16 protein-coding genes are annotated in these 15,837 nt (G+C 58.9%); 3 read left to right on the top strand and 13 right to left on the bottom strand.

Annotated features, from left to right (window positions below; translation table 11 throughout):
• Positions 1-16 precede the first annotated feature (16 nt).
• The gene (locus tag HMPREF1008_RS05435) at positions 17-532 is read right to left on the bottom strand and encodes an IS110 family transposase (RefSeq protein ID WP_009278850.1); all 516 of its coding nucleotides are present in this window, start codon (positions 530-532) and stop codon (positions 17-19) included.
• A gap of 112 nt (positions 533-644) precedes the next feature.
• On the opposite strand from HMPREF1008_RS05435, the gene HMPREF1008_RS05440 reads away from it, so the two are divergent.
• A complete protein-coding gene (locus HMPREF1008_RS05440; protein WP_009278851.1) occupies positions 645-1,520 on the top strand; it encodes a VaFE repeat-containing surface-anchored protein in 876 nt (291 codons plus the stop codon).
• A 213-nt stretch (positions 1,521-1,733) separates the two neighbouring features.
• Here the strand turns inward: HMPREF1008_RS05440 and HMPREF1008_RS05445 are convergent, their stop codons facing one another.
• Positions 1,734-2,747, bottom strand: a complete 1,014-nt coding sequence (locus HMPREF1008_RS05445; RefSeq protein ID WP_009278853.1) for a hypothetical protein — start codon at positions 2,745-2,747, stop codon at positions 1,734-1,736.
• Positions 2,748-2,820: 73 nt separating this feature from the next.
• A complete protein-coding gene (locus HMPREF1008_RS05450) occupies positions 2,821-3,396 on the bottom strand; it encodes a hypothetical protein (protein WP_009278854.1) in 576 nt (191 codons plus the stop codon).
• A 150-nt stretch (positions 3,397-3,546) separates the two neighbouring features.
• Between HMPREF1008_RS05450 and HMPREF1008_RS05455 the strand changes: the two genes are divergently transcribed.
• Positions 3,547-4,353: an ATP-binding protein gene (locus HMPREF1008_RS05455; protein WP_232202838.1), complete on the top strand. Its 807-nt coding sequence runs from the start codon at positions 3,547-3,549 to the stop codon at positions 4,351-4,353.
• A 699-nt stretch (positions 4,354-5,052) separates the two neighbouring features.
• Here the strand turns inward: HMPREF1008_RS05455 and HMPREF1008_RS10435 are convergent.
• From HMPREF1008_RS10435 to HMPREF1008_RS05480, 8 genes are all read right to left on the bottom strand, one after another.
• Positions 5,053-7,890, bottom strand: coding sequence for a hypothetical protein (locus HMPREF1008_RS10435; RefSeq protein WP_009278856.1), 2,838 nt, complete (start codon positions 7,888-7,890; stop codon positions 5,053-5,055).
• A gap of 67 nt (positions 7,891-7,957) precedes the next feature.
• Positions 7,958-8,257, bottom strand: a complete 300-nt coding sequence (locus tag HMPREF1008_RS10440; protein ID WP_198003153.1) for an RNA-binding domain-containing protein — start codon at positions 8,255-8,257, stop codon at positions 7,958-7,960.
• A gap of 205 nt (positions 8,258-8,462) precedes the next feature.
• Positions 8,463-8,816: a YraN family protein gene (locus tag HMPREF1008_RS05465; protein ID WP_009278857.1), complete on the bottom strand. Its 354-nt coding sequence runs from the start codon at positions 8,814-8,816 to the stop codon at positions 8,463-8,465.
• A 745-nt stretch (positions 8,817-9,561) separates the two neighbouring features.
• Entirely contained in the window at positions 9,562-9,900 is a 339-nt protein-coding gene (locus tag HMPREF1008_RS10625; RefSeq protein ID WP_009278858.1) for a hypothetical protein, read from the bottom strand.
• 54 nt (positions 9,901-9,954) lie between these two features.
• Positions 9,955-10,434 carry an ORF6N domain-containing protein gene (locus HMPREF1008_RS10630; protein WP_009278859.1) on the bottom strand — a complete coding sequence of 160 codons (480 nt, stop codon included), beginning with the start codon at positions 10,432-10,434 and terminating at the stop codon, positions 9,955-9,957.
• A gap of 160 nt (positions 10,435-10,594) precedes the next feature.
• Positions 10,595-11,428 carry a site-specific integrase gene (locus HMPREF1008_RS05475; protein ID WP_009278860.1) on the bottom strand — a complete coding sequence of 278 codons (834 nt, stop codon included), beginning with the start codon at positions 11,426-11,428 and terminating at the stop codon, positions 10,595-10,597.
• 3 nt (positions 11,429-11,431) lie between these two features.
• Positions 11,432-11,887, bottom strand: a complete 456-nt coding sequence (locus HMPREF1008_RS09885; protein WP_009278861.1) for a hypothetical protein — start codon at positions 11,885-11,887, stop codon at positions 11,432-11,434.
• 457 nt (positions 11,888-12,344) lie between these two features.
• Positions 12,345-12,734, bottom strand: coding sequence for a type II toxin-antitoxin system RelE/ParE family toxin (locus HMPREF1008_RS05480; protein ID WP_009278862.1), 390 nt, complete (start codon positions 12,732-12,734; stop codon positions 12,345-12,347).
• Positions 12,735-12,879: 145 nt separating this feature from the next.
• On the opposite strand from HMPREF1008_RS05480, the gene HMPREF1008_RS05485 reads away from it, so the two are divergent.
• Positions 12,880-13,272, top strand: coding sequence for a PhzF family phenazine biosynthesis protein (locus HMPREF1008_RS05485; RefSeq protein WP_009278863.1), 393 nt, complete (start codon positions 12,880-12,882; stop codon positions 13,270-13,272).
• Here the strand turns inward: HMPREF1008_RS05485 and HMPREF1008_RS05490 are convergent.
• The gene (locus HMPREF1008_RS05490) at positions 13,267-14,433 is read right to left on the bottom strand and encodes a Fic family protein (RefSeq protein ID WP_009278864.1); all 1,167 of its coding nucleotides are present in this window, start codon (positions 14,431-14,433) and stop codon (positions 13,267-13,269) included. The genes HMPREF1008_RS05485 and HMPREF1008_RS05490 overlap by 6 nt on opposite strands.
• A gap of 396 nt (positions 14,434-14,829) precedes the next feature.
• Entirely contained in the window at positions 14,830-15,774 is a 945-nt protein-coding gene (locus tag HMPREF1008_RS05495) for a type I phosphomannose isomerase catalytic subunit (RefSeq protein ID WP_009278865.1), read from the bottom strand.
• Positions 15,775-15,837 lie beyond the last annotated feature (63 nt).

The following is a 15,837-nucleotide window of genomic DNA, read 5'->3' on the forward strand; positions in this document are numbered from 1 at the left end:
ATGGGATACGGGGGAACTACCTGTGATAGGTGCCTTCCGCCCCACGGCCTATCTCCCAGACCCAGCAGGCGAGCTCGCGGGCGCAGGCGTTGCCGCGCGGGCGTATGGCGGCAGTGGGCGCGCCCCACTCGCCGGGGAGCCGCTTGGGCCTTGCCGAGCAGCTCGCATGGTGCCAGGCGCTCTCGACGGGCGTCCTCCTCGACGCGGAGTTGCCCGCTTTGGCGATGTGCCCCGTCTCCTCCCTCTCGCCTGACGAGTGCTCGGAGGGGACGAGTCCGCACCAGCTCGCATACTCCGGTGCGGCGGGGAACCCCGAGAGGCAGCCAGCCTCCGCGGCCAGGCAGAACGCGCTTATCTCGTCTATGCTCCTGACGCAGGAGAGGGCGCGCACGGTGGCGGCCCACCTGCCCTTGCGCGCTCCTTCCTTTACCCGCCTCTCGAGCTGGCGCCTGTCGGTCCCGGCGCACCTCATGCAGGTCAGGTGGTGCAGGAAGGCCTGGCGTGCCGCCCCGCCAATGAGGATGCGGGCCACACGGCTCCGCGGTCTTCGAGCTCACGCCCGAAGGCGAGTTCACCGAGCAGGTGGTGCGCGGCGACCTCGCGCTCGTGAAGGTGGCGGACGGCACCAGCAGCGACTCGCGGGCGTGCCCTTCAAGATCACCAGCAAGACCACGGGCGAGAGCCACATGATCGTGACCGACGGCAACGGCCAGGCCTCCACGGCTGCCAGCTGGAACGCCCACACCAAGGACACCAATGGCGGCACGGCGGACTCCGGCGTGTGGTTCGGAGGCTCCGACCCCGACGACGCCAAGGGCGCGCTGCCCTACGACGACTACACGGTCGAGGAGCAGCCCTCAGAGGCCAATGCCGACCGCGCGCTCATCCCGGCCTTCGACGTCTCGGTCCACCGCGATGGCGTGACCGTGGACCTGGGCACGCTCACCAACGATGCGCCGCCCACGCAGACGCCTCCCGCGCCCGGCGTGCAGACCGAGGCGACCGACGCGGACGACGGCGACCACGAGGCCGTGGCCGACGACTCGGTGACCATCGTGGACACCGTCTCCTGCACGGGGCTCACGCCCGGCGAGGAGTACACGCTCACCGGCACGCTCGTGGACAAGGAGACCGGCGAGCCCGTGCGCCCGGACGGCAAGGCCGTCACCTCCACCGTGGCCTTCGTGCCCGATGCGGCGGACGGCACGCAGGAGGTAACCTTCACCTTCGACGGCGCGAAGCTTTCCGGGCATGCGGTCGTGGCCTTCGAGTCGCTCGCCCTGGACGGCCAGGAGGTCGCTTCGCATGCCGACGTGAACGACGAGGGGCAGACCGTGAAGCTCGTGCCACCCGAGACCCCCGAGGCGCCGGCGCCCGGCGGCAAGCTCCCGCAGACGGGAGACGAGCTGCCGATAGCGGGCATCTGCGCCCTGGCTGCGGCGGGTTGTGCCGCCACCGTCATCGGCATCGCGCGCAGCATCGGCCCGCGCCGCGAGGAGGACGAGGGAGAGGATGGCTAGCATCGTCGCCTGCATAGCCGGCTTCCTCTCCGGCTTCGTGACGCTCGCCGCCTACGCCTGTTGTAGGGCGTACGGCGCAGCGTCGCGGGCGGAGGAACGGGAGCGATAAGAATACGAGAGAGAATGTGAACGAAATGCACCCCGGTCATCCGAGGCGCATTCTGCTATCAGTTCGGTGTTTGCCCTATTGTCAGAAAAACAGCTTCCAGGCACTTAGCTCCATGTTTTCGTGCTGAGTGCTTTTGCGATTTCTTGTACGTCAGGGAGACTGTCAGCGCCTAAAACATCAGTGAGGTCGAAGATCCTTGCTCCCATTGGAGCGTACGGGGTGACTTTTCTGAAATCAGTCTCAACAAATTGGTCCACGAAAAAGTATCTATGCTTTTCTGCGGCCAAATCATAGCCGTAATTTTTCCCGTCCTTTATCGCCTCAACGATTGTGTCCATGTGTTCTTTTGTGCACTCCCCGAATTCAGGCTGATACCGCATTTTCCCAGATTCTTCCCACGCCACAATGCGCGCGCAGATTTTCCCGATCGCCCGGATACTCTTGTTTTTGTACAAGCCGAGATAGTCATGTGGTCTAAATCCATGTTCGGCTTTGTCGTAGTACAGACCGCTCTTCTTATTGAAGTCAAAGGTGGTGCCGCATAGCCGCATGCGCAGGTACTTCCAAGAGTCCTGCTCGACAATCAGATTGTCATGGCGACAGTAGTCGATGTAATCGTCGAGCACCTCCTGCATATCGTAATCATGGTCATCGAGGACGTCCTGAACCGCATCTGCCAACTCTTTGAATGTCATGTTTACATGAACGATGCCAAATTTTTCGCCCGAGGCTTTTTTGTGCTTTGATATCTCAGCCTCGACGAGCTTCTTCATGCTTTCACTCATTGGAATAGGTGCAAGCGTAACGAGCCGCTTGTATTTTTGATCGTCGAATGCAGCAAGGTGATTCACTAACTGATTCGGATCGAACTTATCGGACCGTTTTGTCTCCACGACGACCTTGAAGCTTTCCTGGGTAATCGTCGCGTCGGGAACGCTGGACTCGTTCTTCTCCTGCAGGGTAAAAGTAACCTCCGGTTCAAAAGCATCGGATTCTGCCTTTAGAAAGCGGAAGAACTTATCGGGGGAATACTGGTATAGGCGCGATAGTAACAGCATCGTGTTCGCAGTCGCAACGTTTTCTTTTTGCTGGTAGCGTTGGAAGTAATGAATTTTCATTTTTCACCTGGCTAATAACGTGCTTTGCCTTAAGAGGATTATTGCATCTGCAGGGTTGAGCTATGCGTATTTTCTAGGTAAGCGGACCCTTGCTGAATCTCTCATCAGTATTTTCTTGATTGGCACACGTCATCTCATGCATCCCCTCCACAAGCGCATACGTCGCAGGGTCGAAGCCCATCTGTCGGCAGACCTCGGCTTCCACGTCGATGCCGTCTGCACCATCGCCTACAAGCATGCTGAGCGTTTGGTGCGCCGAGACCGCCTGGGCGGGCAGGCCGTCGGCGATGCGCGAGGCCCAGGCGAGGCGGCTGCAGTCCACGAGGCCGTCTCCCACGCGCAGGAGTGCGAGCTCGCCGTCCACCGTCACCATGGAAAGCCGCGGCACGTCCTCGCTGTCCGCCGCGACGACGCAGAGCCCGTCGCGCCTGCGGGCTATGGGGAGGCCCTCCGGCCCGGCGGGCGCGTCCTGCCCCGGCGCGGGGTACCAGCGCATGGAGAGGAGCAGCATGCCGCCCTCGCGCATGGCGCCGGAGAGATCGAGCGACCAGTCGGTGACGACGTTTCCGCGATGCATGCTCGCGTCGGTGAGATTGGCGGTGTCGAACGCGTCCATGCGCCCGTCCTGGTAGTAGGTCTTCACGATCATCGCTGGGTTTCCCTTCCATCATCGCGCTGGCGTATGCGCTGGTGCACGCTTGCGTGTTCTGGGGCGTTGCCACGTTGCGCGCTTGCGCCTTGGGCGCGGGAGAAGGGCTTCGACGGTCTCGACGCATAGCGCCGCCCTGTGCCGCCCTCCTTGAGGATTGTAGACGGTAACGTGACTTACCTCACGCGCGGTAAATCACGTTACCGTCTACACGAGGGGTACGACTGGGCCTCGGCGAGGCCGCCGCCGACGCTGACGAGGGAGGGCGTCGTCACCTGCGCGTTCGTCCGCAAGTCGCGGAACCTGGCCCCCTGCGGCCCCGTGGGCACGGGCAAGGCCCGCATGCTCGTGGCAACCGGTACCGCCGCCTGCCCGATGGGCATGCGGGCGAGGTGCTTCACCACCGCCGAGCTCGCCGCCGAGCTCTCGCAGGCCAAGCGCGAGGGCTCGCTCCAGAGGACGACGAGGTCGCTTGACGGGACTGGCCTGCTGCCCATCGATGAGTTCGGCTACGTCCCCGTGGACGGGGGCGGCGCGAGGCCGCTCTTCCAGGCGATCGATGCGAGCTGCGAGGGGCGCGGCCTGGCAATCGCCACCAACGTCGACTTCTCCAGGTGGGGATCCGTCCTCGCGGACGGCCAGATGGCGGCTGCCATCATCGACAGGGTCGCCCATCACGGCCGGCCCGTCGTATTCGGGGGAGAGAGCCACAGGCTAAAGCACGCGCCGACGCGAGCCTCCTGGCCCCAGTGTGAAGGGAGGGAGTTCCCCACCGCGAGAGTGGGGAGTTCCCTCCGTGATTCCGGGGAATTAACTGTTGACAGAGACAACGATGACGAGCCTTTCGAGGAGAAGATGGCAAGGCTCACTGACGAGCTCTCCAAGTGCTTCGAGAAATCGAATCGCCTGCAAGTGGAGATTAAGAAGAACCTGGAGGCTATCAGGTATGGGTGCTAAGTGGTGTACCTCTCCTTTAGGTGACTTTACTGGCTATTTGGCAGAGGGAATCGTCCCAAAATACATCGACGTGGGTAACCCAAATGCGGTTTATGTCGTAGGTCAGCGCCGCGTTAGAAATCAACGTCTTAGCCTTGTTCCTGCAAAATTGCATGACTCTGCTAAGAAAGCAGTGAAGCCAGAAAAGGAGCTAAGGGGTAACGACATCCTGATAAATACGACCGGCATCGGTAGTGCTGGACGCGTGGCTCAGGTGCTCGATTGTTTGATGTGGCCTTAAAAGGATGTTGACTAAGCCCAGCATTTCCACCCGTTCAGAAATCTAGGAGCAAGGTTCTGAACCATGAAAAGACTAAGCCGCCATCATGAACGAGCGCGAATTCATCGATGCCACTACGGCGTCTTTCAGTGTCGGAACCACAGTAACCTTGTCTGAGTTCACAAATCTTTAGGATTAGCGGCCTCACATTACCCCCCCGTTGAGCGAAACTTTTGCATTGCTAAACCATTCTTGTAGCTGACGATATCTAGGAGAGAAGCTGATATCCAATCTGATGGTTTGCGTGATACAAGCTTATTGAATTCGGTATCTAATATCGCTGCCAAACAATCATTTAGTGACTACTGGCAGGCGGCGACAAGAAGCGATAATTCGGAAGCAGCAATATCAGGCTTATTCCAGAAATAGCGTTGCAATGCCTACGTCTGCTCTTCTTTCTGCTCACGCTTCCCATCCATCTCATATTCCCTGGCTAAGTTGCGGATAGCGGCGGCAAATTGCATGAATCCAGCATGCTCCAGCTCAGTTGCTTTCACGTCAAAGTTGCGTGCTATTTCGAAAAGAGATTCGCCATGCTCGCCAACCCAGATTGCACCCTGCGAATTAACTGCTTCTTCAGAATATCCGTTAAGCATGTGTTCATCTTGATCTAAGTATTTTGCAACCCCCTTGTCAATAAAGAGGCCATCGGCATCTGCAGGGGCGTGGAGGAAGCATCTGCCAATTGCATGGCTGGCTTGGTTGATGAGTCCGGCATCACTTGCAAGTTCATTTACACGTAAAAGCCAGCTATCTGATTCGTCATGATCAATTTCGTCCTCGGTGCTTCCTGGTACCACACGCCAGGCGTTAAGTACTTCAAAGGCTCGTTCTTTAATGCTCTTAACTTGATCTTTATTGCTCTCATCGCAGTCTTTACTGTAAAGCAAGCTGAGTATTGCTATGAAAAACTCAGGGCTTTGTGACATCAGCTTAAAAAGATGGAGGTTTGAATCGGGGTATAAAGCCCCTGCATTGCGAAGGAGCGGAAGCCACTCAAATTCCTTCCAGGCAAGCGCCTCAGTAGGATGTCTTGCATCAAGGTATGAGCATGCAACGCTCAGATAGTATTCGCTTAACTCCGTTCCCGCATCTATGGGAGAAAGTCCTTGCAGTGCTTTATCTACTACACATGCATCTAGCTCTAGTCCTTGCGAAATGCACAAACCGGCATAGGTAGTAGCAACGCCGTACCTTTCCTGCGAGGTGTACATACTAATGGCGTATTCAGCTTCAGCAACAGAATCAACGCTCAGGCATGGGGGAGCTATTTGCCAATACAAGGAAGCCCGTTCAGTACCCAGCGTGTTCTCGACGGCTTTCCATACACGGGGTTCACAGGATAGGTGAGCGTAGTATATGGCGGTTTTTTGTGCAGACCAGTTCTGCTTTCTAGGTAAATCAAGGCAAGATTGTGCGTCGTTGATATAGATACCCGTAACGAAGCCAGCAAAGGTCTCCTCCAAGCTTTTCTCGTTACTTAACCAGTCAATAACCTCCAAAATTGCATCTTCTGAATGGACGATTGCGGACGCACTTGCGCCGAGCGAGCGACGCTCTGTGCAGTTCAATGCAAGGCGTTTCAGCGCATCGGTCCCCTCAGATTTATAAAGCGCATCAATCGCTTTCTCTCTTTCATCTTCCACCTCATTTCCACTTGCGCGGGATTCTGTATTGGATGCCAAGGAGTATGTTGCATGGGTAAAGAGGAACAGCGCTATGAAGTACGGATCATCTGGCTTTAATGCACGTGCCGCATCGCCCAAGAGCGCATATCCATCATGATCAACGAGCTCGTTGTCCTTGCCAAATGCTCGATAGCGGCGCAACAATATCTCAAGCTCGTTCCAGACCCTAAATGTATCAGCATCTGTTAAATGCTTTTGCGTCCTGTTTAGAAGCTCTGCGAAACGAGGCATCTCTCCAGCCATGTCGATAGAGTTGACCGCTCCAAGCAAGTCGATGATGCGGTCGGCATTACCCTCAGCAGCATCAATCGCAACTTCAGTATATTCCTGACTGACTTGTCGATACTCGTCCATTTTAACAGGCTCATCAAAGGAGATCGCGGGTAGGTAGCGTGGAGTAGGAATGGGTATCGCGGTGCGAGTTGCGCCGGGCAGCAGCTTCAATAACGATTTCCAGCAACCCTTGTCAGCTAGCCTGCGACCCATCGCAATTCTCGTTTGGATGTCTGCTCGTGTCTCCGGTCTCCATGGCAGGAGGACGCTCTCTATCGCCTGTGCTGCTAAGGGAGTTGTGTCGTGGAGCTTTTCTAGGAGAGACATTGCCTTTGCGAATGTCTTGGGGTCTTGTGCGGCATACTGTACGCCTGTGAAAAGACCGTAACCGTTGCTAACGCCAAAAGTGGATGGTGCTTGTTTAAGGAAGTCACCGAGGCTGCCTCCTTCATCATAGGCGCATTCAACCAAGGCGAGATAGAGGTCAGGAGATGCTTCTGCCAGTAGAGGAAACTCGCTGTCCGCTGATGCAAGCACTCTCCAATCTGTTGTGCAAATTATCTGTTTCATAGTATCGCTTACGAACCGGTCGACTGCTCGCCTATCGCAGTGGGGCAATTCAACAGCTGCGGTTCCGATAATTGCGAGAAACTCGGCAACGCCCTGGCGCATGCCTGTTGAGCACGGGTTGGCCCTCCCGTAAATCGCTGCAGCGAAACGACTGTCCGCCGGTAGGTCGTACTTGGGGTCTACTGTCGATAGGATGCTGCCAATAGTCGGTTGAATCTCATGAAGCTGCGCGAGTGTTAGATGCTCTGAACAGCGCCTAATATTCTCAACTCTGCTTGGAATGGTCCATACAGAGCCCTCTACCGCAAGAATTGAGGGTTCGTTTGCCCTGAGCTCTCTTAAGGGGGTAATCCATTCTTCATATTTCATCTTCGCGGCAGCTTCGATAGCCTGAATATCTCCAGGCAGCGTTTCATCCCACGAGCCAAAAATCGCTGCAAGCGCAAAAATAGAGGTGCCTCTTGCATCAAAGGCAAAAGTACTGGCATCTACCAATCTAGTGGGAGTTTCGGGCTGTTTTTTGAATTCGAGGATTCGCGTTCTGTCGGATTGCATCAATGGGCGAACGCGGCTGCCGTTGCGAGTAAAAGATGCTCCTTCAGAAATGGATTTGCGTTTGCGCAATAGGGCATTCTGTCTAGTTGAGGAGTCATCTGGTGGGATGTCATCAGATACCCCTTCTGCCATCTCATATACCTTTCCAAAATTACTCGATGGTATGAAGAAGAACCCGAAGAGCCTCCTCGCGAGCTTCTCATCGTCCAAAATTCGAGACGCTTCGATATCGGCAAACTGAAATCGTTGGGCGGGGGCTTATCTTCTCGAAGAGTTGCTGGTATGTGGCATCATCGTTTCCTTTACTTCGGTCATACCCACATGGTGTTCGCTCCTGATCTTTGACTCCGTACACGAGAAATCTGTCCTCATCAGGAAACTCGGATGAATTTAGAAGACTGAGTATGTCCTTATAGAACTCACAGCGATGGAGCTTTATGTCATGCGGAATTTCCTTGTACTCAAGCGTTGAGGTTTCAGGAAGGTCTTCGCTCGACAAGATGAGCTCCCTGAGCTTGTCAGTTAATTGCCGTGAAGAAATTTGACCCATAGCGCTCCGCACAATCGATACTCTCCACTAGAAATTTTATATCTACCTATGTGCGACATAGTTCACCGTGTTTTATGGGAGATTATTTGAGTCGCAGACGGATGTGAGCCAATCTGCTCCGAGTCCGAAGGCCCGGAGCAAGATTCCTTAGGGCCTACCTCCTGTCGTGGAGGACGTTCTTGTGGTGGCGCAGGAGGGCCCTCTCGGAGCCGGTCACCAGGAGGCTCACGATGTCGTAGCGGATGCTGGTGAGTCCCTCCACCTCGGCCTCGGCGAGGTAGGCCGCCGCGATGCGCTCGAAGCGCCCCTGGTCGGGCTCCTCACGGGGCATGTCGTAGCCCCCGCACTTGGTGGCGGTGTCCACGAAGACGAGCTCCTCGTCGTCCATGGCGATGGGGTCGATGCTGCCCGAGCCGCGCGCCCAGCCCTCCTCCAGGACCTCGACGCCCCCGTGCTTCAGGTACGCGCGGATTGCCGCGTGCGGCCTCTCGTCGATGCTCTTTCCCATGGCTGTCTGCCTCCTCGTGTTGGGGCCCGCCCCCTTGGCGCGCCTTGTGGTGCGGATGGCGCCTGCGGGAAAGCGGCAGCGCAAGGGGCAAAAGCGAAACGCGGATGCGCCCGAGTTTTCCGAGGGGCGCCTTGTGCCTCTCGGAAAAGTTTTCGCGCCCCTTGCTCTAGAGCGACCGTGGGCGAGTCTTCGCTCCCAAGGCGAGGCGGGGTGAGGCGTGCGCGGAGGCAGCCCGTGGGAATGCGGCGATGGGGTTTGCTGCGAGGCGCTGCGTGCCTGGAGCACCGGGGCATGTCCGGCGGAGGCGCGGTGCGCTGGCCGGCTGCTTGTGGCTTCGCTGGACGACGGGGTGCTCGCGTGGGTGCTGTGCGACGTGCGGTGGCCATGCCCATGAGGTGCCCGGGCGCTTCACGCCATCGTGGCGTGTCCGCTGGGCATGTGGAGGCTCGGCGTTCGCCACGGCATTGTGCCTGGTGGCGGGTTGAGAAGGCTGCTCCGCCACCACATTGATCGTCTCGACGGGAGGTCGGCACATGCGGCTGCCCTTAGCCTTCGGGCCCGGGGCAGGGCAGATTGCAGGCGCATCGCATAAAGAAGACCCGCCAGTGTGCATGATCGGAAGCGGAGGCCAGGCGGGTTTACTGGTTACGGTTTATTTCATTTATCACGCGCCAGGTTGGCTTAGGGGCTTAGGCGCTTTGAGGTCGCAAACTGCGACCTCAAAGATGTCACACGTTTTAATCTCTTACTCGTCGAGCGCGGCGATAATCGATTCAATGATGCTTGAGCCTTCGAGCTTGGTGATGGCGAAGCTCTTCTTGCCTGCGTCCTTCAGCGATGCTCCAATCAGGTAGCCCTCGGCTCCGTCCAGGATGAGGAAGCGGTCGTGGAACGAGGCCGTGTGCCTGACTTCGAGCGTCGGGTACTGCGCGTTGAAGGTGGCAATGTCGCGTTCGGTAAGGCAGGTCTTGGGATGCGTCCACACGGTGGCGGAGATGCCTGGCCGCTTCTTGGCGAGAATGTTGAGCGTGCCCGTGTCCACATAGCCGTCGACCAGGACAATCTTGCGCTTTGCTCTTTGCACGAGCGAAATTAGCAGCTCGAACGCATCGTAGACCTGTCCCTCGAAGAAGACCTTCTAGTTCGGCGCCTCGTGGGTCTCCATGTAGTCGAAGACGCGCTCGAAGCGCTCGTCGGTGGCTTTCTGGTATTCCAGCTGCCTGAGCTCAACCGTGCGGATTTGCTCGAACATATGGGCGTTGTCTGCAATGAAGTGTCGCATCTCGACGAAAGCGTTCATGATTTTGACGCTTACCTTTATTGCCGTCTCGCTCCTGAGGACAGCGGAGAGCATGGCAACGCCCTGCTCGGTAAACACCCTGGGGAGGTAGCGTCTGCCGCCTCGACCCTCGACCGTCTTTGAGGTCGCAATTTGCGACTTCAAAGATTCTCCTTCGTCACCCGTGAGCTTAAAGCAGAACGCCTCAGGGAAACGCGCCTTGTTTCTGCCTACCGCCTCGTTGAGCCTCTTCGTCTCAACGCCATATAGTTCGGCAAGGTCGCTGTCAAGCATGACCTGCTGGCCTCGCACGGTATAGATCATGTTCCTGATCTGCATGTTATCTGAGAGAGCAATTGATGCCTCCGTCTTGGCGGGTTCTTTATCGGGAATAGCCGCGGCCTTTCTGCGCGAACCGTTGATGCAATTTTATCAAGCGCGTGCTCACATCCATCGCGAGACGGCGCGGAAGAGCCAGCGCACGAAGCGCCAGACGAACCTAAAGACGCCCATGACCCGCCTCCTTCTCCTCTGCGGCGGCGAGCATTGCCTTGAGCTGCTCCACCGAGAAGCTGATCGCGGGCTCGCGGCGCTTGGGAGCTCCGATGACGTTGTCCATGATGGCGTCGCCGTAGCCGCTCATCTCGGCGTCGAAGCTCTCCTCGACCTTGCTCACGGCGGCGCGCTTGGCCTCCGGATCCACGTCGGCGTAGATGTCCAGCGTCATCGACACGCTCGCGTGCCCCAGGTAGCTCGCCACGGTCCGCACGTCGCAGCCTCCCGCGATCATCATGGTGGCGAAGGTGTGCCTGAGGTCGTGGAAGGTGCACTTGAAGCCGTTCATTTTGCAGAAGGCGGCGAAGTCCTTCCCGAGCTGCGTGGGGTTGTAGGGCCTGCTCTTCTCCTCCTGCGTTCCCAGTATGTAGGGGTCTCCGAAGGGAAGCGCGAACTCGTTGGCGATGCGCACGGCGTTCGCCCTCACCAGGCGCAGCGTGTCGAAGGTGCGCCGGGTGAGGGGGATCGTCCTCAGGGAGCTCGAGGTCTTGGGCTCCTTCACGTAGAGGCCGCCGTCGCCGTTCCCCAGGGCGTGGCTCACGGTTATGGTGCCGTCGTCGGAGAGGTCGGACCACTTGAGCGCGCAGGCCTCGCCGCGCCTCATGCCCGTGGTGGGGGCGAGCTCTATGGCTATGCCCAGGGGCGCCGGCTGCGCGCGCCTCGCCAGCTCCAGCATGCGGGTGCGCTCCTCGCGCGGCAGGGCGTTGGTGGGCGTCTTCACGCGCTTGGGCGGCTTGCAGAAGTCGCAGGGGTTCTTGGTGATGAGGTTCTGTGCCATGCCTCACTTGAGCGCCTGCTTGAGCAGGCGGAAGGGCTTCGACACGCTCTTCGGCGCGTAGCCGTCGGCGCTCATGTCGCGCATCCAGCCCGACACGTCCTCCACTGAGAGGTTCGCCAGGCGGACGTTCCCGATGTAGGAGTCTATCTGGCGCGCCTCGGCGCGGTATCCGCGCGCCGTCGAGGGCTCTATGGTGCCCGAGCCCTCCTTGTAGGCGAGGAACTGCTCCATGAACTCGCGCACGCTCATCGAGGAGCCGACGGCTCCTCCCTTGCGCTCGAGCTCCAAGATGAGCGCGTCGCGTGCGCGCTCTGCCTGCCGGCGCGTCTTTCCCTCGACCGTATGGAACGTCCTCACGACCTCGCCCGTCACGGGGTCGGTGTGCGAGAGGACCGCCTCCCATCGGTCGCTGTTTCTCCGTCTCCTCAGGCCACGGCTGGTGTAGGTAAGGTCCTGCATCTCCACTTCCTTCCACTCGGTTTTCGACAGCCGTTTCTGACCGACATTGTGACCGCCAAAGTGACCGCCAAATGACCGCCAAATGACCGCCAAAACGAGGTTGGAGATGCAGAAGAAGCAGATTCCTACAGAACGTTGGAGACGCGAAAAAACGCAAAACGCCTGCTCAGCGCAGTGCGTCCAGACGAGGTAGACGAGGGAGAATTTACCGAACCTCCAGCTTGACTCGCTCATAACCCGGAGGTCGTAGGTTCAAATCCTGCCCCCGCGACCAGAAACACAATCTCGGCCTGCGAAAACAGGCCGGGGTTTTTGACTGTCACGTGACCGATATTGCTACCGACATCTTACCGACAAGTGCGAAAGCGCACGGCGAGGCAAGGACGCGCGTCGATATTGCTGATCTCAGGTCGTGCGGGACCGTCTTCCCGTCACTCGCGGAACCCTCATCTGACGATCACGGAACCCCCGCAGGACGAGCGGCATGCGTGCAAACGCCTATTCGCCATCCTCGGGCAGCCGGCTGCCTCCCGGCGTACCAGCCCATGCGCGTGAAGTCGGACGGGACATGAAGGACGCGCCAAATCTCGACGAAACCCTCGGCGTCGTTCACCCAGTAGAAGACCTTGAATCGGTCGGTGCCCGCGCTGCGGTACTCGTGCAGGAGGCCGTGCTCCCCGTCGAACTGGCAGACGGTGGACCGAAGAGAGTGCTCAGCGATCTCGCGCATCTTCGCGTCTATGTCGCCCGACACCTCGTCTGCGGTGTCGGCCCCGCGGGTCACCCTGACCCAGTCCTCAATGCCGGAGAGGTCCTCGTCGGCAAGCTCGGTGAGCCTGAACCTCATAGCGTGGTCGACCCGGGACGGCGGGTGCCCTTGCGCGCCAGGTGGTGCCTCTCGTGCTCGTCCTCCGACACGTACGTGAGCTTCCCGGTCCGTTCAAGATTCATGATGTGACGGTTTGGAGCAACAGTAATGGACATACGCCGATATGCGGCGGACGGACGCATTCGCCGAAAAGGTCTTCTCGGGGAACCCCGCCGCGATCTACATAGTTGATTCTTGGCTGGACGACCGCCTCATGCAGGGCATAGCCACGGAGACCGCCCTCGGCGTGCGGCCCGTCGAGGCGTGGGCGGGTTGCGACCTGCTGTGCGTGCTCGGCTCGGAAGAGGAGGTCCGCTCGCTTGAGCCAGGCCTTGACGCGTGCGAGGGGCTCGACGGATTGCTCCGACACGTCACGGCGACGGCTTCGGAGTACGGCTGCGTATCCCGCTCGTTTGCGCCGAAGCGCCGTAGCCGCTGGCTCTGGGTCCTGGCTGCCGCTCCCCGCGCGTTCGCCTGTGTTTCTAGCATGCGCATCAATGCGCGTAAGGCCCTATAGTGGCTCGCTCCCTTGTCTCAGGATGCTGAGATATTCCTCGTACTGGAACGTGCGATAGCGGCGCCTGCCAGTCTCATGCTGCACGAGAATCCCGAGCCTTTCGAATCCCTCCACTAGCTTGCTGGCAGTGGTTCGGGCGATGTTCAGCTTTTCGGTAACGTCGCCGATGCTTACGAAGGGACTTGCTTCGAGGAGGTCCAGCAGACGCTGACCATTCTGTACAGACACCCCCGTTGCCTTGCCCAGCTTTTCTAGGTTGCATCGGCGAAGCTCGACGAGCCGATCCAGCGATTCGATGGCATCATCGGCGCTTTTTATGAGGCACTTGCAAAAGAATGCGACCCACTCTTCATAGGCTCCCCTCTGTCTCACATTCATGAGTCTTGTGTAGTACTCGGACCTGTTTAGTTTCAGGTAATACGAGGGATAGAACACGGCACCCGTCAGCACTCCATCGTTAAGCAGGGAGAGCGTAATGAGCAGCCTCCCGAGCCTGCCGTTGCCATCCAAAAAGGGGTGGATGGTCTCAAACTGGTAGTGTACAAGCGCGGCCTTGAGTATCGGGTCAACAGAGTCTGCCTCGTTGATGAAGCGCTCCAGTTCCGAAAGCGCGGCATTCATGTCTTCGATATTGGGAGGTATGTAAGCTGCCCCCTTGATCGTGCAGCCTGTCGGTCCAACCCAATTCTGGGAGGTCCGTACCTCTCCTGGATTCTTCTCTGCCCCTCGTGTTCCATCGAGGAGTTTCTTGTGAACCTCACGGAGCAGTCTCATACAAAGGGGAAGGCATTTCATTCTCTGGACCGCAAGCTCCGTTGCCCTCACGTATGCCACAACATCAGCGACTTCATGCCCGATGAGGTCCGTCCTTGTGGGGTCAAGCACGTCGTCGAAGGTACATTGTGTCCCTTCGATCTGTGCGGAGAGGAGAGCCTCTTTGCGCACGTACATGGCGAGATACATGTCTGCGTTGGAGATGAACCTCAGCATCCCCTTCAGCTCGCCAAGCTTGAGCGAGCAGGTGCTAAGCAGGCGGTTGGTGTCGCTTCCGAGCCCGAGGGGGACAACCTCGTTTAGTGGGGTGGGCACGAAGGACTGGTACTCCATGGCACCATGTAGGTTCTTGCGCAAGAATCCCTGTCCGCTGGGGACGAACTCCATGATTCTCCTTATGACTGGAAAGTGTCGTTACAGAGAACATGATAGACTCTAACGACTTTTTTCGCTTAAAAAAAGCCGTTAGAGCATCTCGAGTGACTCTAACGACTTTTGGGTGACGTTACGCACCCTGCATCGCATTCCGAAAATTGGGATAGCTGGGTCACGTGCAATTTGGGATATGAGAAGAGCACCCGGGCGCCGAACGCGCCGATGGCGGGGCTGGCGCGGCAGACTCAGAAGAAGGCATAGGGAAGGCATGGGGGGCGCACGGTCTCATCTCTCGGAGGTCCTCGGAGGGAGCGGATTCACAACTCGTCCGAGATGACAGGAATTCGTTGACTCGGACGAGTTCTGCACGACCGGCTGGTACGACCAGCTGGCACGAGCCCAGAAGACTCAGCGGCGGTGGGGTATGCCCACGAGCAAGCGGCAGTCGCCCGTCACCAGGACGTCTCCGAGCGCTGCGGGAAGGAACGCCGACTCGGTGTAGCCCAGATGCGTGCTCGTACCCCCGCAGACGAGGTCGCAGGCGCCCCTCACACACGAGATCGTGCGGAAGCGGGCGTGGTCGGCAGGCAGGACATGGGTGTCTGCGACGTCTATGAGTATGACGTCAAACTCCGGGGAGCTCACGAGCGTCCTCTCCTTGGGCATGCCGTCAAGGGGTGTGTGCACGACATTGCCGCGATAGTCGAGCCTCACCACGTCCAGGCTTCTCCGCACGTGCAGCTCTCGCTCGTTGCCCTCATCGTCCTTGCGATGGTAGTCGTAGAAGCGATAGGTGGTGTTCGAGTTGGTGCCGATCTCGAGGGCTAGGATTCCCGCGCCCAGGGCATGAAGGGTGCCTGCGGGCACGAACACGAAGTCGTCCTCCGTCACGGGCACGCGACAGAGGTGGTCCTCGATGCTGTCGTCGGCAATCGCCCGCGCGACCTCGTCCTTGCTGGTCAGGTCGCAGCCGACCACCAGCGCTGCACCGGGGTCGGCGTCGAGCACGTACCAGCCTTCGGTCTTTCCGTGGTCGCGCGCATGCGCCTGGGCATAGGCCTCGTCGGGATGTACCTGTACCGACAGCGGATCGCGTGCGTCCAGGAAGGCGAGGCGCAGGAGCTCCGCGTCGCCCATGCCCGGCCCCTCCATGCCCTCGGGGTCGGAATCGATGAGCTCGCGCAGGGTGCGGCCGGCGTCGGGGCCGTTGGCGACCACCGACTGGGCATGGGGATGCACCGAGATCTCCCAGCTCGTCCCCTCGCCGGCCGCAGGACGGTTCCGGAGGGCCGAGAGTCGCTCGCCAGCCCAGATGGTCCTGTCATACAGGGGAATGAGCTTGAGGGGCCGCATGGGACTCTTTCTTTCGACGTTGTGGTCGGGTATGGACCTTCGTGGCCTATCGCGGTCCACACG

Source organism: Olsenella sp. oral taxon 809 str. F0356 (assembly GCF_000233535.1).
GTDB lineage: Bacteria > Actinomycetota > Coriobacteriia > Coriobacteriales > Atopobiaceae > Olsenella_I > Olsenella_I phocaeensis.